This window comes from Pseudomonas koreensis (assembly GCF_012986595.1).
Lineage (GTDB): Bacteria > Pseudomonadota > Gammaproteobacteria > Pseudomonadales > Pseudomonadaceae > Aquipseudomonas > Aquipseudomonas koreensis.
The window spans coordinates 248209-270757 of record NZ_JAAQYM010000008.1 but is presented as its reverse complement, the minus strand read 5'-3'; the positions used below and the strand labels follow the sequence as shown (position 1 = coordinate 270757).

The following is a 22549-nucleotide window of genomic DNA, read 5'->3' as shown; positions in this document are numbered from 1 at the left end:
GCTCATCCGATCACTGATGTCAACAGGTAATCACGCAGCTTGTTCAATCAGCAAACCCTCAGCCTCAAGAATGTCAGCGGCATGAGCCAGCGCCTCATTCACCAGATCGTCAGCTGCGCGGCCGATATCGAGCCGCCAACGGCGGCGAGTCGACTCCGGGGTGCCATCGTTGTCCCAGGTGTTCATGTCGTAGAAGCTGTCCTTCAGCACAATCATGTCGGCCGATCGTGATTCGTCTCTCTTCGCCTTGGCTTGGCCTGCTGCCAGCGCAGCCTTCACCACTGCTTCGCGGCGCCACTCGGGCGCATCGAGCGGGATCTCGACGGATACGGACGTGGCCACCTTCGGCCGCGCGCCCTTCAACTGCGGGATAGCCCAAGCAGTGGTCGCCTTGAACAGGAACAGCTTCGGGGCCGGGGTGTAGATGAGGGTCTGCAACGCAGAGATGGCCTGCACCTTGCGCCCCTTGTGGGTGCTGTACTTCGCCACCAGCGCATCCCAGTGCTTCTGCTCGAGCGCACTGTGCAAACGAGCAGACACCCAGCAGTCCACCTGCGTGCGGTCGATGGTGTCGGCACCACGGGAGCGAACCAGTGTCGCCAGATCACCGCCCTCCTCCTCGTCGGCAGAGTTGTACAGCTTCTGCCATGCCTGTTTGCTGGTGTTGTCGATCGCCTCGGCCGCGAGGGCGGAGACAACTGCGTTCAGAACGCCTGGATAGATCATGCTACAGCCCTCTTCAGTTCGCGGGTCTTGGCCCGATATTCAGCGGTGATCGCCTTGAGTTCTTCTACGGTGTGTTTGCGTGGTTCGTGGTCGGCTTCAAGCGCTTCGACTTCCGCAAGGCCGATGCGGGCGATCAAGCCGGCGCGGAAGCTTTGCGAAACCGTCTGGCCCTTTCGGGCGTACTTGGATGAGCCGGCATTGCAGCTCTTGCACTGCAGCCAGATGTTGTTCGGCACCAGCCGCAGCTCCGGTCGGGCGCCCTTGCCGAGAAAGTGGCCGGCGTCAAACGCGCCGCCAGTCTTCCAGCCCTGCGCCGCCAGAATCGATTCCTGCGATTCGCCGCAGCTGATGCAGCCACTACCGATGCTCAACTCGTAGGTTCGCCGGTAGTCGCGCACAGCCTTCTCGGCATCCTTGAGGTGATCGGCGCGACTTTTCAGGGCCTCTTTGCGGACTTTGATCTCGCGGCGACCGAGCTGGGCGATGGCCTTGCGGGCTTTCTCGCTGTTCGCCGGCGCCATCGCGAGCGCGCACTTCGGACTGCACACCGCCTGCCCCAAGCGCTGCGGTGGGAAGCTGATGCCGCATGCCGGGTTCTTACACTTCTTCGGCTTCGGGGCCTTCATCTCCTTGAGGGCTACGCGCATGGTTCCGCCTCCTTGGGAACAATGGTGGCCGATGCCCAGCGATAGGAGTACGGACCACAAACCGCGATCACCGTGTAGTCCTTGAAGCCGAGTCGGAATGTTTCACCACATTTTGGCGGCGTGTCCTCGGCAGTCTCGATGACGGCCGTACCCTCCAGATACCAGGTGGTGAGGCACTTCGAAAGCGCGTCGGCAATAGTGAAAGACTTGGCTTCTCGCATCAGTACCGCCCTCCCCACTTGTCCTGCTCAGTCCAGCGCACGCCATGCTCGGCGCCGAAGGCATGAATCAGCTCGAACAGATCGCTGAACCACTTCTGCGACTGCTTGCGGGTCGATACGGCCATCACCACAAAGCCACCGTCGAGGCCGGGCTCTGCACGCTGCTTCTCCAGCGAGGCACTGAAAAGGCACTTCCAGTCCTCGCTGGTCAGCTTCTTGCCGTGCCAGATGACCTGCTCGGACACGTCCTTGAGCATTGCCCACATCTTGCGGTTGCAGACGTCAGGGCGTTTCTCGTCGCGGATCACCACCACCTTCGGCTTGCTCAGGTCGATGGCGTGCAGCACACCGGCGAGGCGATTGATGTCTCGCTGATCGCGGATCGTGTATTCGGGATTCATGGTGCCACCTTCACGCCCAGAGCCTCGATTTGCTCTTGGAGCTGGCCAGCAGCGCGCTGCAACGCCTTGACCTGCCCACGCAGCGCCGCGTTTTCCGCATTGACGTGGCTGAATTGAGTGGCAATGTGTTCTTCCAGCGAAACCTGGTCACGCTGCCAGTCGATCTCGTCGTGGTAGTAACCGAAGCGCTCGCAAAGGCTGCGGTGGAAGTTTTTGAAGCCGGCCTCAGCCTGCTTTTTCTGGTCAGTGGTATCGGTCATTGAGCCGCGCTCCCTGCTTTCAATTGTTCGGCCTGCCGAATCAGCAGCGCCCGGCGATCGGCCAGCTTGTTGGCTGCCAAAATTCGCAGTTCTGTTTTTTCCTCGTCCGAGGCTTTGCGCATGGCCAGCATTGAGTCCTTCACCGCGGCGAGCTTCTCGCGCACTTTTGGGGAAGGCCGCGCGACCTCACCGGTGAGCAGCGCAACCACGGCCCGTCCGTCTTCAGTGACCGGCGCGACACTCAAGTCGGCCAGGTACTGCTGAGCGCGCTCCTGTGGGATTCGCTGCATTTGCAAGGCCTTGGTGATTGCCTGCGTGCGGCGATTTGCGTCGAAGCCGACAGACACATGCCAGTTCACCTCCTTGCTGTCCTCCCGAGCCTGCCCCACCAGACGCTCGTAAGCGCTGTTGAACGCCATGCGCGCACCGACCTTGTCGCCGGCATCGAGGACAGGTTTTGCAGCAGCCAGTGCGAGCTGGATTTCGTCGGTCAGCACCACGGTTTCGAACTCGTCGTTCGTGGTCATGGCGATCGCCCATGCTTCGTCCTTGCCCGGGCGGCCGTCAGCGGCCTGCACTCGCTGGAGGATGTCGGCCATCGCAAGCTTGCCCTTCACCTCAAAGCGGCAGGCCTTCAGTGCGGCTTTCACGGAGGGCACCGAGTAAGCACAGAGGTCTTCGGCCATCATCGCCGCGGTGCCTGGATTCATTTCCTGACCCATGGCCTCAGCGGTGGCGCAGATCGCTGCAGCGAGGCTGGCAACCTGCTGATCATCCATCTCAAATGTACTCATTGCGCTCCCCTGCTTTGCGCTTGGCCAAGACCATTTGTGCGGCCTGTTCGGCGGCGGAGACGTTCGCCTCGGTGCGTTCCATTTGGCGTGCGGTAGTCCCGTTGATGCGCTGACCGGTCACCCACTGCGTGTGGTAGCTCTCAGCGTTGGCCAGCAGCTCGTTGAGGCTGTGGCACTTGCGCAGGACGGCGGCATCGCTGGTTTTCAGGTAGTGAGCGGCGACGTGGTGGGCGACATCGGCGCCGAGCCGGTCGACCAGTTGACCAAGCTGGCCACCGACCTTGGCGTTCCACACCGGCCAAGTGCAGTAGCGTTTGCGGTAGGCCATGGCGTAGTTCGCCCAGACCTTGAAGGTTTTGCAGGATTGGTCTTTGGGACCCGGCATATCGGCGGGAATTTCAACACGTGGCGCATCGGTGCGATCAACCACCAGCACCAGGTTGCGGGCCGGCTTGTCCGGACTGCCCTGCAAGTCCTGATGGGTATCCTGATTGGTACCCTGATGATTGGTATCCTGATTTGTCGGAGATTTTTCCGACCCTGGCTCGGATTTATCTCCGACCTTGCTCGGATTTTTTTCCGATGTAGATCGGATTTTTTTCCGACCTTCGTTCTTCGGAGGGGTCGGATATTTTTCCGACCCATCCAGTTTCTGGTTCCACTCAATCGCCTTCTTGGTCAGGCGGAACAGCGTGATGTTCGAGGTGCTGGAAAGCTCAATCAAACCCGCCTCTTCCAGGGCCTTCAGCATGCGGTAAGCAGTGTCTGGCTTGTCAGTGAGCAGCGGCAGCTCCTCGATGATCTTGGCCTTGCTCAACGCGAAGAAGATCCCGTCATCAGTCTTGATTGGCTTGGTCCAGCTCGGGCAGCCGTAGACGAAGGCGAACAGCAGGGCCTGCTGAGAATTCAGCCCCCACTCCAGAGCCTTCACCTGATTGATCGTGACGGTGAATTGCATATCAGGCCTTCCCGACCAGTTTGGCCAGCTCAGGGAAGCGCTCGACATACCAGTGAGGCTGTGTTTCGCGGGGGCATTGAGGACTGGTGAGGTTCTTGCCGTAGGCCAGCCCCTTCTCAGTCACCGACCAGAAGTCGACTGTTTCCTGTTTGGAGTTCTTGCGCTGGAGCTGCTTGAGGAAACCATGGGCTTCAAGTGCAAGGTTGAACGCTCGCGTGGTGCAGGCGAAGCCGTTGTCCTTGATCAAAAAGGTAACGGCCTTGGTCGGCATCGAGCTGCCGCCTGAGGCATCTGGCGCGGCATCAATCGCGTAGGCCGGCAGAAAGCTCGACTCCAGACCGTTGTTGGTGGCGATCTTCGCCAACATCATCACCTGGCTTGATGGCGACGGCTTCAGGAGGCGCGTGTAGCACTCCATAAGCGCCAGTTCCCCGACAACCTTCGAACTGCCCTGGGCGACTGCCTCGAACTTCCCGCTTTTGCGAATGCTCGGCAGCACCTCACCCACTACCCACTCTTCGAAGCGCTCGGCCCCGGTCAGCTTGGAGCGCATCACCAGTCGGTATACATCGCGCTCAGGAATGACCGTCATAAAGCCACCACCCTGTTTCGGGGTAGTGGTTGCGGCCTTGCAGTGACGGGAGATCGCGTTCTCTGGCTTTGCATAACCCAAGGCGTCGGCCACGTCACGGGCAACGAACCACGGATCACCGAGCTCGTCGGTGATGACACGAATGGCGCCACCATCGAAGTCGAAAGGAATTACTGAGGTGGCACGCGACACGTTTTGCAATTTGTTAAAACGTGTCGCGACATTGTTCGGGGTATTGCTGGAATTTGGCTGGCTCTGCATAATTGGTCCTCGCAAAGTGTTATCGAATCAGCCGACCTCGACCGTCGGCTTTTTCATGCCTGTGTTTTCGGGTCTGCTTACTATCTAGTGCTGGCCCGTAGCCCCCTTTTTTTGGGGTGATCGAAAAATGGAGATCGCAAAATGGAGATCGAATAAAACCCGCGCATGCGCGGGAATTAGGCGACTTTCAAATTTGGTTGGTGTTTTGCGATCAGTGCTTCAGCCTTCCGGCCAAGCTCCCCTGCCCGCGCCTCAACTTGGCGGCACTGTTCGGCGAACGCCGGCAGGTGCGGCAAGTCCTCTTCGCACATCACCTGGTCATCAAAGACTTCGCTGCCGGTATCGATCACATCGCCCAAGGCGCGGATCAGCGCACCGAAGCTTTTGTTGGTGCACTGATCGCTTTGCATCTGGCGGGCACCGGTCAGCCCGTGGCGACCGGCAAGTTCGTTGATGCAGTGGTCGCGATACTCGGGCTCCAGAGCATTCACCCAAGACTCTTCCAGCCACGACGGCATTTCCTGTTCGCCGGACAGCCAGCGCTGCACACGCTTCAGCCAGCGGCCTGTAGCCTTCATGAATTCGCCGACGTCGTTCAGGCGCGCCAACTCAGCGAAGTCTGGAACCTTGGTGTCCTTGATCTTCGCCTCCGGCACGCGCACGTAGATCTCCCGGCTCAAGGCTTGGGCAAAGTCATCCTGGCTCAGGCTGGTTCGGGCGATCTGGTTGGCGGCATGCGCCACCAAGACCTGATCTCGGGTTTGTGCGGTGTGTCTTGGACTGGACGTTTCCATGTGGACTGCTCTCTTCTAATCTGGCTTCAACGAATGGCGACGCGTTGATCGTCAGGCGGCTACTTGGGATTTTGATTCGGTGAGAAGCTCATAAAGATCAGGTCGCAAGCCGGACATGGTCAGCTCCCCTTCTGTTGCGGCCTGAAGCTTTTTCGAGAGCTCAAGTGAAGGCTTCCGATGACCACCTGCAATTTGGTAGAGGTAGCCGACGCTGGTGCCTGCCGCTGCCGCAACTCGATCGCGCTCAGGTGCGGTCGCCTTCTTGAGCCACTCTTGCATTTGGGTGGTCATGGGTATTCTCCGTTTGTCTCGCACAGAGTTTAGCCTCTAGCTAAATTGTTTAGCAAGCAAGAGTTTAGCTCGGAGAATATTTATCATTTAGCTAAGAGCTGCAATCATTAGCGCATGGATATTTACGCGATCAGAAAGCGCAACCTGGAAGCCCTTGCAGGCGACAGAAAGCGAAAAGAATGTGCAGAGAAATGGGGAACATCGTCGTCGGTGCTCAGCCAGATTCTGTCGAAGAACCCTGTCAGAAACTTGGGGGATGAGCTCGCGCGCAGGATTGAGGCAGCGGAGGATTTGCCGAAGGGGTATTTGGATAACGTGCGTGACGATGCGATCCAGGCAGAGTCAGTCCATCGTCAGCCTCACTCAGAATTACGCGACATTCACCTTTGGGATGACGCCACGCCCGTAGAGGACGATGAGATTTGCGTTCCGTTTCTGAGGGAGGTTGAGCTGGCAGCGGGCTCAGGTCGATTTACTGTTGAGGAAAGCCCAAATTCATTCTTGCGCTTCGGCAAGCGCAGTCTTCGTCAAAATGGTGTTCAGTTTTCAAATGCCAAGTGCGTGACAGTTCGGGGAAACAGCATGCTCCCGGTTCTACGTGACGGAGCAACGGTTGGCGTAAACACCGGCGTGACCAGCGTCAGCGAAATTACTGATGGTGATCTCTATGCGATCAACCACAATGGCCAGTTGAGGGTGAAACAGCTTTACCGCATACCGACCGGAATACGCTTGCGAAGCTTCAATCGCGACGAACATCCGGATGAGGACTACACCTTCCAAGATATTCAGGAAGAGCAGATCGTCATCATTGGTCACGTTTTTTGGTGGGGCATGTACGCTAGGTAGCGTCGGTTTTGTCATTAATTGACATTGTTCGCCATGCGCACCAAGGCGAACAATTTCAATGAATTGACTATCATCGACAGCATATTTACCACTGATCGATTTTCAGCTTAATTGGGCTAAATTGCCGGATAGCCCCTAACTCTTTCTCCAGACTTAAACCGATTGGTATCGTGGACCCGTTGAGAGAGTGCGCGCTTGAATCACTACTGCTCAACTCTAACCACGAATCCCTTCAGAAGCTGCTGTGTCCGAATCAGCTCAGCTTGACGTTCTGCTTTTGCGCGATCCGCGAAAGGACCAACAAAGACTCGCGTTTTTCCGTCCTTCGTTACCGAGTAGGAGGAGAAACCGTCTCCCGTTATTTTCTTCTGCAGACTTGCGGCTTGTGTCGCATCATTCATCGAGGCAACCTGGACAGCCCATTTAGGGCCCTCTGGCACGGCAGCTGGCGCGGTCTTCGCGGCGCTTGGCTTGGTAGTTTTCTTTGACTCCACGGCTGCCGTTGTCGTGGTTGGCAGCTCTCCGCTTATCTGCTCTATCTTTTTCGGCGCAGGTTTTGGCTCGCACTTCCCTAGCCAGTAAATATCTTGAAAGTACGAAACCCCGTTGCTATTGATCTTGGCATTCACACCCTCTTCAAGCGTGACGTAGCCAACCTCGAAAATTCCCTGCTTTGAGTAGTTGAAATTCGCCACAAATCGACGGAATCCGGTGTATCCGCCGAAAGAATTCCTAGAATTGACCTCCCCACAAAGAAGGCCGTAGTGCGTATCACCAATGGCTTGGTTCTCTACCATGAAAACCCCTTGAAACTTCGCGGAGTCGGGGTCCTTCAGGGCGGAGGCAACCATATCCTTGCCCTTCTCTACGGCCATTTCTTTAGTAACGTCGCATCCGGCCATTGCAGCTACCGCCGTACCAATAGTGAAAACCCTGATCCACACAGAAAAGTCCATTTAAACCGCTCGCAAAGCCCGTAATTGGTGACCCTGAAGGATACCAGCCTGCACCCTGCCCAGCCCGCTAAGAGCGGGCTTTTTTGCGCCTGAAATCTTCCAATCACCACGCACCCAACGGCCTTTCCGCTAAACGAAATATGCACACGCTAACTTTTTTAGCAGAAAGCTATTGACCAAATGTTTAGCTTTGAGCTAAATTTACTCCATCGCAGCGACACACAGCTACTGCGAAGGGCCTCAAGAGATCCGCCGCTCTTTAACAGTCAGGAATCTTCGCGGATCGATCCCCGGAAACGGGCATAGCGCGAAACACAAACTTCGATCCCCATGCAGGCTCTGGAACCTGCCGGACTCCCCATATGGGAGGACGCCAAACCATGCAAGCCAGCCGGCGAAGAACACCGAACACGAAATGTGTGACGCCGGCCAGGTGGGGAAACCGCGGCGCCGAGCATGGGGCGGATAGAAACACGGAATTTTTCACTGATGCACCTGGTGACGGGTGCATTGGGAAAACAACCGGAGGGATTCACGATGTTCAACATGGCAACCATGGCGGCTGATGAATGCCGCGCCGACGCTGAAGAGCGCACCTACTACCGCTGGATCAACAAGGCATCCCAACTGCTCGGCCACCAAGTCGCCTTGGGCTCGCAGGAAGAAAGCGACCTACATGACTTCTACGCCGACGGCTGCACCCCGGACGAGGCTGTGACTGAGCTGTTGGCTCAGCAAGCTTTGGAGGCGGCATGAACAAGGTCCTTCGAATCACTCTTCGCGGCGAGCGGCACGTATTCACCGACAAAGACCTGGGCAAATGCATCCGCGAGGCCAACCGGATCAACGCGGAACGTGGCTACACCAACGGCGTGTGCGTGGTTGAGCTGGAAGACGGGCACCGCATGACTGCGGCTGACTGCAAGGCTGCTGCATGACGATTTCACTGGCTGGCCTTGGCGACAGGGCCAGACGGGAAATCAACCGAGGGTAGGACGATGCAAATCGAATTTAACCTGGCCGAAAAGGCAGTGCCACATCCGGCAATTGCACAGTGGCTAAAGGTAGCGGAGGAAGCTGAGCGCGCCGGCGTTTCCGGAGATGCCTATCGTAGAGCTGCACGCAGCATCGAAATTGAGCAAGAGACAGGCGTCGCAGTTTGCGCCTGCTGCTTCAAACCTTTCGGGCGCGGCACGCTTAAGCACTAAACAACCAGCGCCACGACAGCCTGTCGTTAACTGCCCGATCCTCTCTATGAGAGCGTATCGGGGTGTGATCTGGCGGCAACTGCCGTCGGCGTCCCGACCTGTCAGCGACGGGGAGGCTGTGAGGCCTGTGAAGCGTAGAGCCACAGCAAGGGCAAGCGGGCACCGATGCCGCCAGATCACACCCCGATGCGGACGAAACTGCGGCCTATAACCGCCCACCTGCATCAACGCGGGGTAGCTTGCGCGCAATCAAGCCAGCAACAAGCACCACGGCGGTAAAGCCCGCGCCGGAGACGTAACCGGCAAGCAGATGCGGCGTTGAAAGCTGGGTTGAACGCTTCGGCGGCCCTAGAGAAACGCAGGTTAATAGGCGCCAGATAATGCTGGTTGCTCCTCCGAGCGGTCGTCCCGAAAGGGTCCGCTCTCGCCGGTCTCGCGCCTGGCCATCTGCACCATTTGATGACTGAGAACGGCGAGCGCCCGCCAAGATGCCAACGGCGCGCATTGGAGGATGACCATCATGAAATAGTTGAACTGATCCGCCTCGCGCGGCGCGGCAAGCCTGAAGGCCGGCGCCCATCACACATACAGGCAGCGGATAGTAGGCCGTCGATGTCACCGCGCATCGGCCGAAAGCGGTAGGCCACCTTTATGCACGTCGACAATTTGATGCTACAACCCAGGCTGTCGCCAGTAGCGGGCCTGGGCAACTACTTGGCTACCGGTGCATAGCTTGGGCATATGTTCCTGATCGCCAACTCATCCCCTGTGCCCCGCATCTGAATCTCCCTGATTTCATCTTGAAAGGCTGGGTTATTTTCGACCTCAGCAATTTCTTTCTTCAGATCGGCGTTAGGCGCGAACTCAGGCAGGCTCATCAGGTTCTGCAAAGAGTAATTCATCTCGGGCTTCCATTCGGCGCACATGCGCTCCATCGCAACTGCAGTGATAGCAACATCGCGGGTGGTATAGGCCGCTAAGGCTTGTCCAAAATTACTGAGCGCAAAGCAAGCAACCAGACAGGCGCTTTTCGAAATCAAACGCATAGATGAATCATCCTTAAATAATCTCAGTGCCTTATCGGCAGCCGATACAAAAAGATCAGCTTCCCCCACCTAATCAACACCACTCGGATGCACTCCCCTCCGCGCCCAACGGCAACCAGCGGAGCGGATGAGTGCATCCGAGTTTTGTTGGATCAACACCCCGCCACCCTGGAGACGACCATGTCAGCTCTACGCAAGCCCATCCCGGAAGACGACTTTCTCGAAACAGAGGCAGGTCAGGAATGGCTGGCCGAATCGGTCGACGATCTGCTTTATCGGCGCCACGTCGAGGCACCAAATCCGGTAGGCCGAAGCAAGGTCCTGGTCAGCGCCGACCACTTACCGCAGGCGCTGGCGGATCACATGGCCGCGAACCCGGATCCTGATCGGTACATCGAGAAGATTTTGATCGAGCTGATCAGGCGGAAAGACGGCGGGATTCTGCACACCTGGGCCATCGAAGCCGTCGGCGGTGATCCGCAGATCGTTCGGTCGCTCGCCGGCGACCTGGTCGCGGTGCACGCCAACGAGTACCGAGATGCCAAGCGCGAAAGCGATCGCGTTGAGCGGGAGTGTGGGTTTTGAGCCCTCACATCCTGATTGATCAAGCGCTTGATGGAGTGTCGGCACCCGCCGGCGAAGAAGACATCAGCTTGCTGGTACAGGCGCTGATCACCCGCCTCTTCACTGACGGAGCGATCACCACTGACGAGTTCAACCACTACTGCAAACGCCTGCGTGACACCTGTCAGCGGCGCAAGGAGGATGCATGAGTACGGCACCGGTTAAATCGCTGATCGACGAGCAACTCGAGGACATCGAAAACAAGATCGCCCTGCTCGGCTTCGGCCTTCCCTTCAACGAGGTGATCGGTCGCAAGCGAGAGGACCTGGTCGCCAGCCTGCCACAGCGCTTGGCGCCTTCCATGAAGGGCAAGCGGATCGCGGTGAGGGTTCGGTCGTGACCGGTCGCCAATTGGCGCGCCGCCTGATCATCTGGCGCGGCGCGTTCTCTTCCCTCGGCGTCTTCACCTTCCTGATGCTGCTCAGCGCCCTCGCCGATCACATCACTCAATAAACCCCATCTTTCAAAGCCGCGCACACGCGCGGCGGGAGATCGTCATGCCTGCACCAAACCTCGCACTCTGGGAGGAGGTCGAAAAGACCGACCCTAAGTTCACCAAGGAATACACCGGCCCCGGCGGTTTTACAGGTACCGCGGTGAACGCCCAATACCTGGCTAAGCGTGCCACTGAGCAGTTCGGGCCTTGCGGTACCGGCTGGGGGTATGACGTGATCGAAGAGCGCTTTGATATCGGCGGACCGCTGCTGAGCAAGGACGGAGCAGTTTTGGCCAACGCCCAGGTTCACACACTCAAAGTCGCGCTGTGGTACCTCGGCGGCGACGGTGAGCGCAAGACGATCACGCACTATGGACACACGCCTTTCATCACACAGAACCGGTTTGGTATCAGTACTGACTTCGACGCACCAAAGAAATCTCTCACAGATGCGATCGGCAAATGCCTGAGCCAGCTCGGCTTCTCCGCCGACGTTCGCCTGGGTCTTTACGACGACATTCACTACGTCAACGAACGCCTGGGTGAAGCCGAAATCGAGCGCGCCGAGGACAAGATCGAAGCGAAGGAGCGTCTGGCAGCTGAATACCGCGAATGGCTGGCTGAAACACTCCACTTGATCGGTACCGCGCAATCACTCAACGAGTTGGAGCAGCTCTACAAATCGGCGATGCGCAAGATGGCACTGCGCCAGAGCGACCCAGAACGCGAAGCCCACAAACTTAAATTCACCCGCGCCAAGGACGCCCGCAAAGCGGACCTTGAGGACGCTATGGAGGGTGTAGTATGACTGATCTCTACAAGCTGAATAGGCAGATGGCCGAACTCGCGGCACTGGCTGACACTGACGACGAAGGGCTGCGCCAAGCCATCCAAGACACTATGGACGGCATAAAAGGTGAGCTTGAAGTAAAGGCCGAAAGCGTCGTCATGCTGCGCCGGAACATCGAAGGTGACATTGACGCAATCGACAAGGAAGTCGACCGCCTCAACGAACTCAAACGCATCAAGAAAAACACCGTGGGCCAGCTCAGCGATTACCTGCGTCGAAACATGGAAGCCGCAAACATCAAGTCGATCAAACGGCCGCTGTTCACGATCTCTCTCGCTCTCTCGCCCGAGAAAGTCATTGTCGACAACGAACAAGCTGTGCCCGATGAGTTTGTCTCGGTGAATAGCGTGATCACACCCGACAAAAAAGTCATCGCCGTCCGGCTCAAGGAAATACGCGATCACAACGACGCTGTGCGCAAGCGCATCGACGCCGGCGAAGACGCGGAACACGAGCTGCTACCGGAACCGGTCTGGGCTCACCTTGAGCGCGGCGAAAGCTCGATACGGATCAAGTGAGGCCAGCATGATCAGCAACCACCTCAACGACGTCGAGCGGCGGCGTCAGGACGCAAAAGATCTTTCCGCTCAGATTGCCCAGTACCTGGCCGCCGGCGGAAAGATTCATGAGCCGGAACCGGCGCCGATCAAGTTCACCAGCACCTCCGAGCGGAAGTACCCGCCAAGCTTTCAGCGACCAAAGGTGAAGGACGAAACGACCGCTCGCGTTGCGCGAATCCGAGAAATGGCAAAAACGCTGACCCGGAACGAGATCTGCGAGCGGGAAGGAATAGCTTTGGCCACACTGAAGGCGATCGCCTCCAAGCACGCCATCAAGTTCCAAGTTCGGCAAAAAATCGGAACGGCGCCGAACAAGGTGCCGCCAAATGTGGAAGCGCGATTAGTCGATCAGATCAAGGACTGCATCGCCGGCGGCATGAACCGGAGCCAATGCTGCAAAGCTCTGGCGATCAGTTACAACATGCTTGACCGGATTGTCCGCGACCACAAGATCGACTATCCAAAGCTGAAGTCCGCATTTCGATGAAACGAACCATCAACCGGGCTGCCACGCGCCGCCGACAGACCTGGCTGGACTTGCCGGCCAGCGGAATTGAAGAGGTAGGCCATGGCCGAAGAACAGGAACTGACGGTGGAAGAACCCCAGCCGACAGCGGAAGCCATCAAGCAGCGCAAGAAGCGCGAGAAGTCAGCAGCGAAGGACGCCGCATTGGGCGTCGAGAAGTTTACGGTTGAGGTTGCCGGCGTGTTCAAGCCAGACCTCAAGCGGGTCATGGCCGCCCACGGCTTCAACAACCAGCAGGAGGTGTATCAGAACCTGCTGCGGAACCTGATCACCGCTGACTTCGAAACTCAGGCCCAGATGCTCGAGTGTGTCACGACACCTTTTGTTGTTTCTTAAAAGGTGTCACGACAATTGAGAGACGCCGGATTGCAGCACTTGGCGAAACATCCCGGCGAGGAAGGCGACGAAGTTATTGATCCTTTTCGGGGAGAACGTCCATCTGTAAATGGAACTCCAGAACTTCAGGAGAATTCTTTCCGTCCGGCGTAGTTCGCGGAATGGTGTGTAAAACCCGTCCTGAATGATGGGCGCCGTTCTCAAGCTCGATTGTGTATTCACCATCACCAGTTGCATTGCCTGAGTGGTGGAACTGCCCCTCTCGAAGGGTGATCTTGTACCGGCCCGGGGCCTCATCAAGAGCTTCGAGAAAAACCGGATCGCTTCCAAGTTTGAAGTCGTAACGAAGAAGCGCTGGTGGTGCAGATACGGTAAACGATTCGACTTTCAGCTTTTGCACAGTTTTCTCCTTGATCCGGCTCCATGCCGGCCATCCGCAATACCCTAACCCAAACCAAATTGCCATCGTCGACTTATGGCGGCTAATTCAACAGGAGCTGATTGAATGGGCCATCATCAGCTGAGGATTGGATTTCATATACGTCAGCCACTTGTCCTCAATGCCAGCCTGGACAAAATGATCAACGACCTGAGGTAGTAACCAGCATACCGTTTGGAGCAGAAGATTGTCTGACCCCCGCGGCGCTCTTTCTTCATAAATGTAGCGAAGGCTCTTGAATACGTCTTTCTTTCTTTCCAGCAGGTCGACTTGAGATGCCAGTCCTACCTTTTTCGCGATATCAGTAGGAACCTGATTGTAGAGACCGATCAAATCGTGCCCATCTTTTAATTTGATGTGCCTTGAGCTGTACTGCTCAAGCACAGTTCCTTTTCTCGGATTATCCACCGCTTCGACCAGCAAGCTCTTTATTAGAAGCTCCATCGCCAAGGCAGCGTTGACCTCACTCTCGTAAGAGAGGTGCGCGTTAAGTAATACCGCTGAGGCCTTCGCATACCTGTATGCGGACTCCAAAACCCAAATCGCCATGTCCACCCCTCAAGCGCTACGAACACACTTACAAATAACCCACTTCTACGAATCACGCCAGCCTGTGGGAATCTTCAGTCATCGCGTCCGGTCTGGTCGCGGATGTGTGTAGGCAATCGTGGATCACTCGGATTATATCGGTAGCGCCCTTCACCCTTTTGAAAGTCTTTCAGGTCCTGAAGAACATATTGAAGCTCTGACAGATTGGTCTGGATGCTTTCAATTTGCTTTGCTTGAGCGCCTTCGAGCCTGGACCTCTCTAGCTCGACATCATCGAATCTTTGCGCCATCCGCTCAATCTGCCGTTGGCTCTTGCTCACCATCCAAAACGTCATCGCACTTAAATAGATCACAAGGCAGATAACTGCAGTGCCCAATGACTTTGACGTCAACTCGTTCCAAATATCGTCCACTTTGTCCACTCCTTACTGGTTGCGCAAATTTAGCGCAGAGGGATCCCCTATGTCCGCACAACAGATCGACGAAAAGAAACTCGAGCGCGCGATCCGCAAGATTAAGCACTGTCTGGCACTGGCCCAAAGCGCGAACGAGAACGAAGCCGCCACGGCGTTGCGCCAGGCCCAGGCATTGATGCGTGAGTACCGGCTGACCGAAATGGATGTGAAGTTGAGCGACGTCGGCGAAGTTGAGTCGGATTTGTACCGCGCCAAGCGTCGGCCGGCATGGGATCAGCAATTGAGCATCGCCGTAGCAGATGCATTCAACTGCACGACCCTGCGGCGCAGGAAGTGGAGCTCTGCGAAAGGGCAAGTCATCGAGTGCGCGACATTTGTTGGCGTTTCTCCCGCTCAGAACATCGCCCTGTATGCGTATGAGTCACTGCACACCAAGCTCACCCAGGCGCGCAAAGAGTACTGCTCTGCCGTCAGGTCTGGCATTCGCCGCAGTGACTACTCGCCCGAAACCGCTGGCGACCATTTCGCGCTGGCGTGGGTATGGGAGGTCCAGTCGAAGCTGAAAGCGCTTGTGCCTCAGGCCGATGATGATCCGGCTGGCCAGTCCGCCACCGGCCAAGACCTTGTCGCAATTCAGGCGCAGGACAAGGCATTGATCAGCGAATACCTCGCCACTCAGGACATCAGAGAGTCACGGAAAAGCAAGGGCGTCGAGTTGGATATGAACGCCCAGATCGCTGGGATGCTCGCCGGCCAAAAGGTAGAACTGCATGCCGGCATTGCACGCGCTGGCGAAGACGTTCTGGCCCTATCCGCAACCGCCTGACCTCATCTCAATTCGCTACCCGGCACTTGCCGGTAAGGACTCCGCATGCTCACAGCAATTGACTTGTTTTCTGGTTTCGGTGGTTGGACGCGTGGCGGCAAGGACGCCGGACTCAATGTCCTCTGGGCGGCGAACCACTGGCCCGAGGCGGTCGAGTGGCACACCCGCAATAACCCGGACACGATCCACGCCTGTCAAGATCTGCACCAGGCGAACTGGGCGGACGTGCCGAAGCACGATGTCATGCTCGCCTCGCCGTGCTGCCAAGGGCACACCAAGGCTCGCGGCAAGGCTGCCGGCAACCCTCAGCACGACAACTCGCGATCGACAGCATGGGCGCCAGTCGGCAACGCCGAAGTCAACCGGCCAGAGTTCGCCGTGATCGAGAACGTGCCGGAGTTCATGGACTGGATTCTGTACCCGGCGTGGGCTGATGCGATGCAGCGCTTGGGTTACGCGCTGGCTCCGCACATCGTGGACTGCGCCGACCTCGGTGTCCCACAGCACCGTGTGCGCCTGTTCATGGTCTGTTCGCGCAGCAAGGCGCCATTGCACTTGCAGCTCCCCCGCTACCAGCACGTGCCCGCCCGCGACATTATCGACTTCGACTCCGGCAAGTGGTCGCCGATCAATAAGCCTGGCCGCGCCGCGTCGACACTGATCCGCGTGAAGAATGGGCGCGAGCGTTTCGGGGATCGTTTCGTGATGCCCTATTACGGATCAGGGTCCGGGCTGACCGGTCGCAGCCTTGACCGTCCGATCGGCACCATCACCACACTGGATCGCTGGGCAGTCGTCGACGGCGACATGATGCGCATGATCACCGCCGACGAAGCGATGGCCGCTCAGTCCTTCCCGAAGGACACGCTGCGCCCGGACAACCACCGGCTGACCATGCACATGACCGGAAACGCGGTACCGCCACTTGCAGGTAAGCGAATCATCGAAGCATTGAAAGCTGCTGCATGATGCGCATACTTAAATCACTTCCACAAAGACTCATTCTCGTTTCGGACCATGTGGAAAGATCCAAATGCAGGCCGAACCCTGAAGCAGGAGACAGTGCCGGACAGTGCGCCTAGTTTCTCTGAAAGCTCCGCACGAGTTATTTCACTATGAAAACCCACTTGAACTTCTTTCAAAACAATATCGCTATCAAATTCTTTAAAGTAGTACTCGCCTGTTTTAGTTTCAAGATTGAAGAAGCACCTCGACTCATCCTCATATGCCCATTGCGAGTATTTTGTAGAAAGAATTTGGCGCATCCACTCCTCGGCATGGTCTGGGTGCTTAGGAAAACTGGCCTCGTTAACTCTCTCATCGATGTACTTTATATCTATGAGCGAATCAGAACGGACATCGAAACCAAGGCATACACCTCTATTCCTATCAGCGTAGTGCGCCCACTGTACGGGGCTTTGACTCGAATTACTGAAACAGATGATACCAAATCTTTTGTCAAAAATACTTTTTGCGATATTGAATAGAGAACGGACTTTCTTGTTTCGGATATTGTTACTAAGAAGTTCAAACGGGTCGTTAAGACCGAGAAGAGTTGAGATTTTCAATCGCCGCATCTGTACATTCTGCAATCCGTATTCACTGTTAACGAAGTGGTAGACGCGCCGCATTTTTGTTTCAGACATCTCAGCCTCCGAGCCAATTGAAGTTCAGCTTGGAAGATAGCATCCAAGCTGGCAAGTGATCACCATTCTCCACCGCCCGGGCATGCCCCGGCATAGGACGCCCCATGCCCACAGAAAACAAACCGGTCGAGCCGCTGAAAGTTGAGCGCTAGACAGTCACCAAGCTGGTGATCCCCGGCGCGCCGCGGCTCGATGCCTCTAGTCGCGACTTCAGGCTGCGGTGCACTATGCGGTGACAATTCGCACAAAGGCATCGCAGTTGATCGAGAGTCGTCTTGTGGTTCTCACCCATATCGGCGACATGGATGGCATCATGGTGGACTTCAATACAGGCCTCACCAAAATCACCATAGGTTTTGATAGGATCTGTACCGCACTCCTCGCAGAACAGTCGGCCATATTTTTTGATGAATGAAGCCTTCTTAGCTTTAGATAGACCTGGTGAGCGTTCCCGTTTCAGGTGGTACACTAATTTGACCTGGCCCTCCGCCCAGTCTTTCTCCTCAGTGTCAGTGGGTATTTCGACCGGCTCAATTTGCTCATCTTTTAGAACAATCTTGTAGCCTGCTGCCTCCAACAGTTCAAAGCAGACAGTACCCACACCACCAGTGAAGTGGACTGGCTTAATGTCCAATCCCAGCGCAGCTGAGGCGGCAAGACCAAACACTTGCTTCGGCGCCAACCTCATACCGTTGTCGGCCAACAAGTCGTAATCAACCGAAGGTTTGTACCCATCTGCAGGCATACCTTCAATTAGAGCCTGTACCGCCTCCCAGATATACTCGGGGGTAACCTTTCGCAGCTGCTCCGCCGGTAAACGGCTCTGGAATTCGTCCAAAACCATCCCACTTGGAGTAGCAACAACATTTTTTGCATTCAACGCTTCGAAATCACGGTCAGCCACCGGGTGTGCGAACCCGTGGACCAAGGTCAAACGCTGCCCTTTATATGAGACTACGCTTAAGGCGCTGTTGCTTTTTGAATGTTGACCATCAGCCGGGAGCATTCTAATTCTACCTCTAACGTCAAAAGCCCCTGACTCAATCAGTTTTATTAATTCTTCCGCGGTAGCTGATTGAAAATCTTTGTTGTCTTCAGTTTTAAGTGTGTAGCTGAATTTACCTTTTTTAGGGCCTACTAGACCTTTGTATGGGTGGCATTTAACTCCGCTTTTATTGAGCCCAACGACATCTTCCAAAAACTCAAGCCTACTCATTCAGCGTGCCCTCACAGATCCCTATTGTTCGAATGATGAAGCACGCACCTCGAAATTGAAATCCGTCTTTTACCGCTAAGCGTTAACCCTCCTCCCCCTTCAAAGTCAGCCGCTATAGCGGCAAGGACGAAGTCATGCCTGAACAAAAGCCAATCATCATGTTCGACGCTCCGGAAGCGGCCAGCCTCAAAACGGTAACCGGTTGGGTTTCCGCCGATGGTCGATTTTTCGGCGCGGACGAAAACCTTGCCCGCTACTGCGGTGCCACCCATCGCCGCTGCGAAGCGAACCCTGATCACGATATCTACGAAGTGAACAGCTACTGTAAAGCGTGCCACCACGCCCGCCGCCAAGCGAAATTCGCGGCGATGCCAGTCAAGGAATGGGCCGGCGAACCTCTGGTCATTTTTGATGGTGATCGTTACTTCTTTGATGAAGACGATCTGCGCGACTACCTGGTCGAGAGCGAAATCGATCTGGCCGACCTGCAACTCTGTATCTGCGAACCGAACTACCCCAGCCAAATCGACCCGGCAGGTCACTTCATCGATGACCTGCCAGAGGACGGCGAGATCCGCGACGATCAGTTGCTTGCGGCATTCGAATTGCTGAACGAGATGATCCGCAAGTCCGAGCCGCTTTCTTGGTCAGAAGGCGAATTCGCCGCGCAACTCCCGCAGGCGCTCATTGATGAGGTCACCATCGCGAGGGCCGCAGCATGATCCTCAAATGCATGGCCGGCTGCACCCTCTTCTTCTGGCTTCCACTGACCCTGACCATTAAGGCGGTGATCGGATGAGCAAAGAACTGCGTGAGGACATCATCGCGTACATGCGAAAGCAGAACATGTCCGTTCGGGGTTGGTTCTGCACCTGGTGGTTTCGATTCCATATCCAACACGGCGCGCTGGGGACGCGCGTCATCAGGAAGGAGCTCGAGCGGATGGAAAAGGAAGGACTTGTTCGATCCGATCGCTCGCAAACCAACAACACCAAGTGGCAACTTACTGAGGTGACGCCATGATCATCATTCCAATTGCCGCCCCGCTCTACATGGCCTACCTCATCTACAAGGGGCCGTGGCGATGAATATGATCGAAGTGAAAACGCAGGATCTGGCAGGCCTGGCGCTGAACTGGTCTGTGGCAACCGCAGTCGGCTGCGGAGATATCGTCGTGAAGAACGATGCCATTTCCTGTATCTACGAAATGTCAGACGGCAGCGGCTGCTGGACTAATCTGTACGAGCCGTCCACTGACTGGAGCCAGTGCGGCCCCCTGATCGAGAAAAACAAAATCGGCTTTGGTCCCGTCCGTCGCGTGGGATGGGTGGCACACCCACATCGCCCAAATGCGCCAACCGAATGGCTCGAAGCTGAAGAGCCGCTGGTTGCAATCTGTCGCGCCATCGTCGCGGACAGGCTCGGCATGGTGTTGAGCATTCCCGCCGAACTTGTCCCATGAGGCGCTTGGTCAGCGTCCGCACCGAAGAACTGACCGGCCCGGCGCTGGACTGGGCAATCGACGCGATCGAGGATAATCAGCAGCCCGTGGCCGGCCAGCTGGATCTCTTCGCCATGCCCGACGCCGAGCAACTGATCACAAAGTACGGCGTCTGGGTCGATGTCGGCCACCGGCACCAGTGGCTGGCCGACGCGACGTACGATCCATTCAACCGCCAGTCCGGCGAAACCCGAGCAATCGCCGTATTCCGCGCCGTGGTCTTCGCCAAGCGCGGTGCCACGGTCAAGGTCCCCGCCGAACTCATCCAGCAGTAACCCCTCCCCCAACTCAACAGCCTGCCGGTGTACGGCGGGCGAGGAATTCGTATGCCTGATCAAAAACACCAACTGCGCGAAGTGGCTATCGAATCGATCTCGGATATCGCCCAACACCTGCCGCTCGATTGCCAGATGTTTGTGATCGTCTGCCGGCCGGGCAAAGCTGACTTTGACCTGGTGCTGCCTTCGCCCGAGGCGAACTTGAATAACGCGCTCGACGCGCTGCGCCGCCAAGGCCTGAGCATCGACGGCGACAACGCCTATAAGCGTGACCTGCTGGACGCAGTGGTCGGCGCACTGGCACTCGGCGCGCAGAACAGTAATCCGCCACCGGCTGGACACTGGGGCCAGCGCTTCTGGGATATCGGACGCGAAGAGCGCGGACTGCACGAAGAGCTGGTCACAGCCCTGAGCCTTGCCGTCGAGCGCTGGACGCTCCTGGCAAATGAGTTCAAGTACACCACTCCGGAACATCAGCAAGAGCTCGCCGAGATCTCGAAGGCCCGAGCCGCTATCGCCAAAGCCACCCTATAACCACCTTCTGCCGCCACGCGCGGCATGGAGCAATACCTCATGGCAAATCGAAGCGCGGCCCAGGTCGCGCCAATCCTCCCGCGCTTCATTCGCGCCGGCGAGGCATACGGCTACCTCGGCATGTGCCGGGACGAATTCAACAAAACAGTCCGGCCGAACGTTCGTGAATTCCCGATCGGGAAACAGGGCGTCGGCTTCGACCGAATCGAGCTTGACCAGTGGGCTGACGCCTACATCGAGTCCATGGCAATTGAAAAAGCGGCCAATCAGGACAACAATCAGCCCCGCAGTGGGCGCCAAGGAGCAAGTAAATGGCGCGAAAAACAATCTCCGGCCTCTACGAGAGGAACGGAATTTGGCACATCGACAAAGTCGTCAGAGGTCAGCGACTTCAGGAAAGCACTGGATCAAGCGAAAGGCAGGAAGCGGAGCAGTACCTGATCCACCGCTTGGAAAAACTCCGGCAGGAAAAGGTTTACGGTGTACGCGAGGTGCGAACCTGGCGCGAGGCTGCCACCAGATTCCTGGTGGAATTCAAGGATCAAGCCTCTATTGCCCTGTCCGCTTCTCACATCGAACAGCTCGATCCGTACATTGGCGACCTACCAATCACGCATATTGATGACGGCACTCTGGCCGCCTTCAAGCGAGATAGGCAGAAGCCAACCAAAACAGCGAATGGGAAAGTAAAGCCAGGCGTGTCGAACAGGACGGTGAACATTGCCCTGCAGCGAGTCGTCAGGATCCTGAACCTGTGCCACAGGAAGTGGCGAGACGCTGAGAAGCGGCCGTGGCTGGACAGCGTGCCGATGATATCGATGCTTGAGGAAAAGAGATCGAGCCGAAAGCCCTACCCGCTTTCATGGGAAGAACAGTCGATGTTGTTCGCCGAGATACCGGATCACCTGTTGAGGATGGCCCTCTACAAAGTGAATTCAGGATCTCGGGAACAGGAAGTCTGCAAACTTGAGTGGGATTGGGAGATACGGGTGCCGGAACTTGGAACGAGCGTGTTCCTGATCCCACCGGAGTTTGGTGGACGGCACGAAAAGGCGGGGGTGAAAAACAGGGATGAAAGGTTGGTCGTACTGAATCGGGTAGCGATGTCGATTATCGACGGCCAGCGCGGACTTCACAAAAAGTATGTTTTCCCATACGGGCAGCCGGACGAGTACGGCCCAACCGCGATGCACAGGATGAACGACACGGCATGGAAGAAGGCAAGAATCAGGGCGGCGGCTAGATGGGAAAAGGAACACAAGTCGCCAGCACACCCTGGGTTCCGCTCGATCAGGGTTCACGATCTGAAGCACACCTTTGGCAGAAGGCTCCGTGCGGCGAACGTGACAGAGGAAGATCGAAAGGCACTACTTGGGCACAAGAACGGCAGCATTACGAGCCACTATTCTACCGCAGAGCTTGAGCATTTGATTGAGGCGGCGAACAAAGTGTCGGCAACCGATTCGCGAGGACCGGCGCTGACCATCTTGAGGAGAAAAACGGGATGAACCCCCGCAAAAGTCCCTACGCATGAAAAAGCCCAACTCGCTAAAGTTGGGCTAAGTCATTGAAATATATGGTCGGGACGGAGTGATTCGAACACTCGACCCCTAGCACCCCATGCTGGGAGCAGAAGCTACCTAACCTACTGTTTTATAAAGAAAAGACCGTCTTTTTTGACCGACAAAACATAAGCATTTTTGTGTTTATGCAAACGGAAAGACGCGGTCTCCAAAGGAGGTTTTGCGCAAGTTTGATCCTGTTGGGAGGTGACGAGAGCAGAAGCATGTACCATCCTCAATTGCCGA

At 56.6% G+C, this 22549-nt stretch carries 35 protein-coding genes and 2 pseudogenes; 20 read left to right on the top strand and 17 right to left on the bottom strand.

The window, feature by feature from the left end:
• Positions 1-30 precede the first annotated feature (30 nt).
• The 10 genes from HBN98_RS24795 to HBN98_RS24750 form a co-directional block, all read right to left on the bottom strand.
• A complete protein-coding gene (locus HBN98_RS24795; protein WP_083368580.1) occupies positions 31-726 on the bottom strand; it encodes a hypothetical protein in 696 nt (231 codons plus the stop codon).
• A complete protein-coding gene (locus HBN98_RS24790; protein WP_083368579.1) occupies positions 723-1373 on the bottom strand; it encodes a recombination protein NinG in 651 nt (216 codons plus the stop codon). The genes HBN98_RS24795 and HBN98_RS24790 overlap by 4 nt, the downstream gene beginning before the upstream one ends.
• Positions 1364-1594 (bottom strand): hypothetical protein, encoded by a 231-nt coding sequence (locus HBN98_RS24785; protein ID WP_083368578.1) that lies wholly within the window; start codon positions 1592-1594, stop codon positions 1364-1366. Before HBN98_RS24785 ends, HBN98_RS24790 begins: the two co-directional genes overlap by 10 nt.
• Positions 1594-1995 carry a recombination protein NinB gene (locus HBN98_RS24780; protein ID WP_083368577.1) on the bottom strand — a complete coding sequence of 134 codons (402 nt, stop codon included), beginning with the start codon at positions 1993-1995 and terminating at the stop codon, positions 1594-1596. Before HBN98_RS24780 ends, HBN98_RS24785 begins: the two co-directional genes overlap by 1 nt.
• Complete coding sequence (locus tag HBN98_RS24775) at positions 1992-2255, bottom strand: hypothetical protein (protein ID WP_083368576.1); 264 nt, start codon at positions 2253-2255, stop codon at positions 1992-1994. The genes HBN98_RS24780 and HBN98_RS24775 overlap by 4 nt, the downstream gene beginning before the upstream one ends.
• Positions 2252-3049 (bottom strand): hypothetical protein, encoded by a 798-nt coding sequence (locus HBN98_RS24770; protein WP_083368575.1) that lies wholly within the window; start codon positions 3047-3049, stop codon positions 2252-2254. The genes HBN98_RS24775 and HBN98_RS24770 overlap by 4 nt, the downstream gene beginning before the upstream one ends.
• Entirely contained in the window at positions 3036-4007 is a 972-nt protein-coding gene (locus tag HBN98_RS24765; RefSeq protein ID WP_083368574.1) for a phage replication protein, read from the bottom strand. The genes HBN98_RS24770 and HBN98_RS24765 overlap by 14 nt, the downstream gene beginning before the upstream one ends.
• A gap of 1 nt (position 4008) precedes the next feature.
• Positions 4009-4860, bottom strand: a complete 852-nt coding sequence (locus tag HBN98_RS24760) for a BRO-N domain-containing protein (protein WP_083368573.1) — start codon at positions 4858-4860, stop codon at positions 4009-4011.
• A 176-nt stretch (positions 4861-5036) separates the two neighbouring features.
• A complete protein-coding gene (locus HBN98_RS24755; protein ID WP_083368572.1) occupies positions 5037-5654 on the bottom strand; it encodes a hypothetical protein in 618 nt (205 codons plus the stop codon).
• 51 nt (positions 5655-5705) lie between these two features.
• Positions 5706-5945 carry a helix-turn-helix domain-containing protein gene (locus tag HBN98_RS24750; RefSeq protein ID WP_083368571.1) on the bottom strand — a complete coding sequence of 80 codons (240 nt, stop codon included), beginning with the start codon at positions 5943-5945 and terminating at the stop codon, positions 5706-5708.
• Positions 5946-6296: 351 nt separating this feature from the next.
• Here HBN98_RS24750 and HBN98_RS24745 point away from each other — a divergent pair.
• Positions 6297-6794 (top strand): annotated as a pseudogene (locus HBN98_RS24745) (S24 family peptidase); the annotation flags it as partial.
• Between the two features lie 203 nt (positions 6795-6997).
• Here HBN98_RS24745 and HBN98_RS24740 read toward each other — a convergent pair.
• Positions 6998-7750, bottom strand: coding sequence for an SPOR domain-containing protein (locus tag HBN98_RS24740; protein WP_083368569.1), 753 nt, complete (start codon positions 7748-7750; stop codon positions 6998-7000).
• Between the two features lie 537 nt (positions 7751-8287).
• On the opposite strand from HBN98_RS24740, the gene HBN98_RS24735 reads away from it, so the two are divergent.
• From HBN98_RS24735 to HBN98_RS24725, 3 genes are read left to right on the top strand one after another with little or no spacing between them, the layout of a single operon-like run.
• Positions 8288-8506, top strand: coding sequence for a hypothetical protein (locus HBN98_RS24735; protein WP_083368568.1), 219 nt, complete (start codon positions 8288-8290; stop codon positions 8504-8506).
• A complete protein-coding gene (locus HBN98_RS24730; protein WP_083368567.1) occupies positions 8503-8688 on the top strand; it encodes a hypothetical protein in 186 nt (61 codons plus the stop codon). The genes HBN98_RS24735 and HBN98_RS24730 overlap by 4 nt, the downstream gene beginning before the upstream one ends.
• A 60-nt stretch (positions 8689-8748) precedes the next feature.
• Positions 8749-8958, top strand: coding sequence for a hypothetical protein (locus tag HBN98_RS24725; RefSeq protein WP_151101656.1), 210 nt, complete (start codon positions 8749-8751; stop codon positions 8956-8958).
• A gap of 710 nt (positions 8959-9668) precedes the next feature.
• Here HBN98_RS24725 and HBN98_RS24720 read toward each other — a convergent pair.
• Positions 9669-10004: a hypothetical protein gene (locus tag HBN98_RS24720; RefSeq protein WP_083368566.1), complete on the bottom strand. Its 336-nt coding sequence runs from the start codon at positions 10002-10004 to the stop codon at positions 9669-9671.
• 180 nt (positions 10005-10184) lie between these two features.
• On the opposite strand from HBN98_RS24720, the gene HBN98_RS24715 reads away from it, so the two are divergent.
• From HBN98_RS24715 to HBN98_RS24685, 7 genes and pseudogenes are all read left to right on the top strand, one after another.
• The gene (locus HBN98_RS24715; protein WP_083368565.1) at positions 10185-10589 is read left to right on the top strand and encodes a hypothetical protein; all 405 of its coding nucleotides are present in this window, start codon (positions 10185-10187) and stop codon (positions 10587-10589) included.
• Positions 10586-10777 carry a hypothetical protein gene (locus HBN98_RS24710; protein ID WP_007965048.1) on the top strand — a complete coding sequence of 64 codons (192 nt, stop codon included), beginning with the start codon at positions 10586-10588 and terminating at the stop codon, positions 10775-10777. Before HBN98_RS24715 ends, HBN98_RS24710 begins: the two co-directional genes overlap by 4 nt.
• On the top strand, positions 10774-10968 hold the full coding sequence (locus tag HBN98_RS24705) for a hypothetical protein (RefSeq protein ID WP_083368564.1): 195 nt from the start codon (positions 10774-10776) through the stop codon (positions 10966-10968). The genes HBN98_RS24710 and HBN98_RS24705 overlap by 4 nt, the downstream gene beginning before the upstream one ends.
• A gap of 157 nt (positions 10969-11125) precedes the next feature.
• Complete coding sequence (locus HBN98_RS24700) at positions 11126-11872, top strand: hypothetical protein (RefSeq protein ID WP_083368563.1); 747 nt, start codon at positions 11126-11128, stop codon at positions 11870-11872.
• Complete coding sequence (locus HBN98_RS24695) at positions 11869-12432, top strand: siphovirus Gp157 family protein (protein WP_083368562.1); 564 nt, start codon at positions 11869-11871, stop codon at positions 12430-12432. Before HBN98_RS24700 ends, HBN98_RS24695 begins: the two co-directional genes overlap by 4 nt.
• Positions 12433-12439: 7 nt before the next feature.
• Positions 12440-12961 (top strand): hypothetical protein, encoded by a 522-nt coding sequence (locus tag HBN98_RS24690; RefSeq protein WP_083368561.1) that lies wholly within the window; start codon positions 12440-12442, stop codon positions 12959-12961.
• Positions 12962-13042: 81 nt separating this feature from the next.
• A pseudogene (locus HBN98_RS24685) lies at positions 13043-13489 on the top strand (hypothetical protein).
• On the opposite strand, the gene HBN98_RS24680 reads toward HBN98_RS24685, so the two are convergent.
• From HBN98_RS24680 to HBN98_RS24670, 3 genes are all read right to left on the bottom strand, one after another.
• Complete coding sequence (locus HBN98_RS24680) at positions 13410-13736, bottom strand: hypothetical protein (RefSeq protein ID WP_151101660.1); 327 nt, start codon at positions 13734-13736, stop codon at positions 13410-13412. The pseudogene HBN98_RS24685 and the gene HBN98_RS24680 overlap by 80 nt on opposite strands.
• Before the next feature lie 87 nt (positions 13737-13823).
• Positions 13824-14324 (bottom strand): hypothetical protein, encoded by a 501-nt coding sequence (locus HBN98_RS24675; protein ID WP_083368560.1) that lies wholly within the window; start codon positions 14322-14324, stop codon positions 13824-13826.
• Between the two features lie 74 nt (positions 14325-14398).
• Positions 14399-14737, bottom strand: coding sequence for a hypothetical protein (locus HBN98_RS24670; RefSeq protein ID WP_083368559.1), 339 nt, complete (start codon positions 14735-14737; stop codon positions 14399-14401).
• Positions 14738-14786: 49 nt separating this feature from the next.
• Between HBN98_RS24670 and HBN98_RS24665 the strand changes: the two genes are divergently transcribed.
• Together HBN98_RS24665 and HBN98_RS24660 are read left to right on the top strand one after the other, a co-directional pair.
• Positions 14787-15566, top strand: a complete 780-nt coding sequence (locus HBN98_RS24665; protein ID WP_083368558.1) for a DUF2786 domain-containing protein — start codon at positions 14787-14789, stop codon at positions 15564-15566.
• Between the two features lie 45 nt (positions 15567-15611).
• Positions 15612-16535 (top strand): DNA cytosine methyltransferase, encoded by a 924-nt coding sequence (locus tag HBN98_RS24660; protein ID WP_083368557.1) that lies wholly within the window; start codon positions 15612-15614, stop codon positions 16533-16535.
• A 14-nt stretch (positions 16536-16549) separates the two neighbouring features.
• Here HBN98_RS24660 and HBN98_RS24655 read toward each other — a convergent pair whose 3' ends face one another.
• Positions 16550-17212: a DUF2971 domain-containing protein gene (locus HBN98_RS24655; protein WP_083368556.1), complete on the bottom strand. Its 663-nt coding sequence runs from the start codon at positions 17210-17212 to the stop codon at positions 16550-16552.
• A gap of 148 nt (positions 17213-17360) precedes the next feature.
• Complete coding sequence (locus tag HBN98_RS27815; RefSeq protein ID WP_175581926.1) at positions 17361-18428, bottom strand: HNH endonuclease; 1068 nt, start codon at positions 18426-18428, stop codon at positions 17361-17363.
• 134 nt (positions 18429-18562) lie between these two features.
• On the opposite strand from HBN98_RS27815, the gene HBN98_RS24645 reads away from it, so the two are divergent.
• The 7 genes from HBN98_RS24645 (at position 18563) to HBN98_RS24620 (ending at position 22249) form a co-directional block, all read left to right on the top strand.
• Positions 18563-19150, top strand: coding sequence for a hypothetical protein (locus HBN98_RS24645; protein WP_083368555.1), 588 nt, complete (start codon positions 18563-18565; stop codon positions 19148-19150).
• 73 nt (positions 19151-19223) lie between these two features.
• On the top strand, positions 19224-19451 hold the full coding sequence (locus HBN98_RS24640; protein WP_083368554.1) for a hypothetical protein: 228 nt from the start codon (positions 19224-19226) through the stop codon (positions 19449-19451).
• Between the two features lie 61 nt (positions 19452-19512).
• Positions 19513-19890: a phage protein NinX family protein gene (locus tag HBN98_RS24635; RefSeq protein WP_083368553.1), complete on the top strand. Its 378-nt coding sequence runs from the start codon at positions 19513-19515 to the stop codon at positions 19888-19890.
• The gene (locus tag HBN98_RS24630) at positions 19887-20204 is read left to right on the top strand and encodes a hypothetical protein (RefSeq protein WP_083368552.1); all 318 of its coding nucleotides are present in this window, start codon (positions 19887-19889) and stop codon (positions 20202-20204) included. Before HBN98_RS24635 ends, HBN98_RS24630 begins: the two co-directional genes overlap by 4 nt.
• Positions 20205-20255: 51 nt before the next feature.
• Positions 20256-20741 (top strand): hypothetical protein, encoded by a 486-nt coding sequence (locus HBN98_RS24625; RefSeq protein ID WP_083368551.1) that lies wholly within the window; start codon positions 20256-20258, stop codon positions 20739-20741.
• A 39-nt stretch (positions 20742-20780) separates the two neighbouring features.
• Positions 20781-21182 (top strand): hypothetical protein, encoded by a 402-nt coding sequence (locus tag HBN98_RS28345; protein ID WP_229755043.1) that lies wholly within the window; start codon positions 20781-20783, stop codon positions 21180-21182.
• Positions 21068-22249: a tyrosine-type recombinase/integrase gene (locus HBN98_RS24620; RefSeq protein WP_229755044.1), complete on the top strand. Its 1182-nt coding sequence runs from the start codon at positions 21068-21070 to the stop codon at positions 22247-22249. Before HBN98_RS28345 ends, HBN98_RS24620 begins: the two co-directional genes overlap by 115 nt.
• Positions 22250-22549 lie beyond the last annotated feature (300 nt).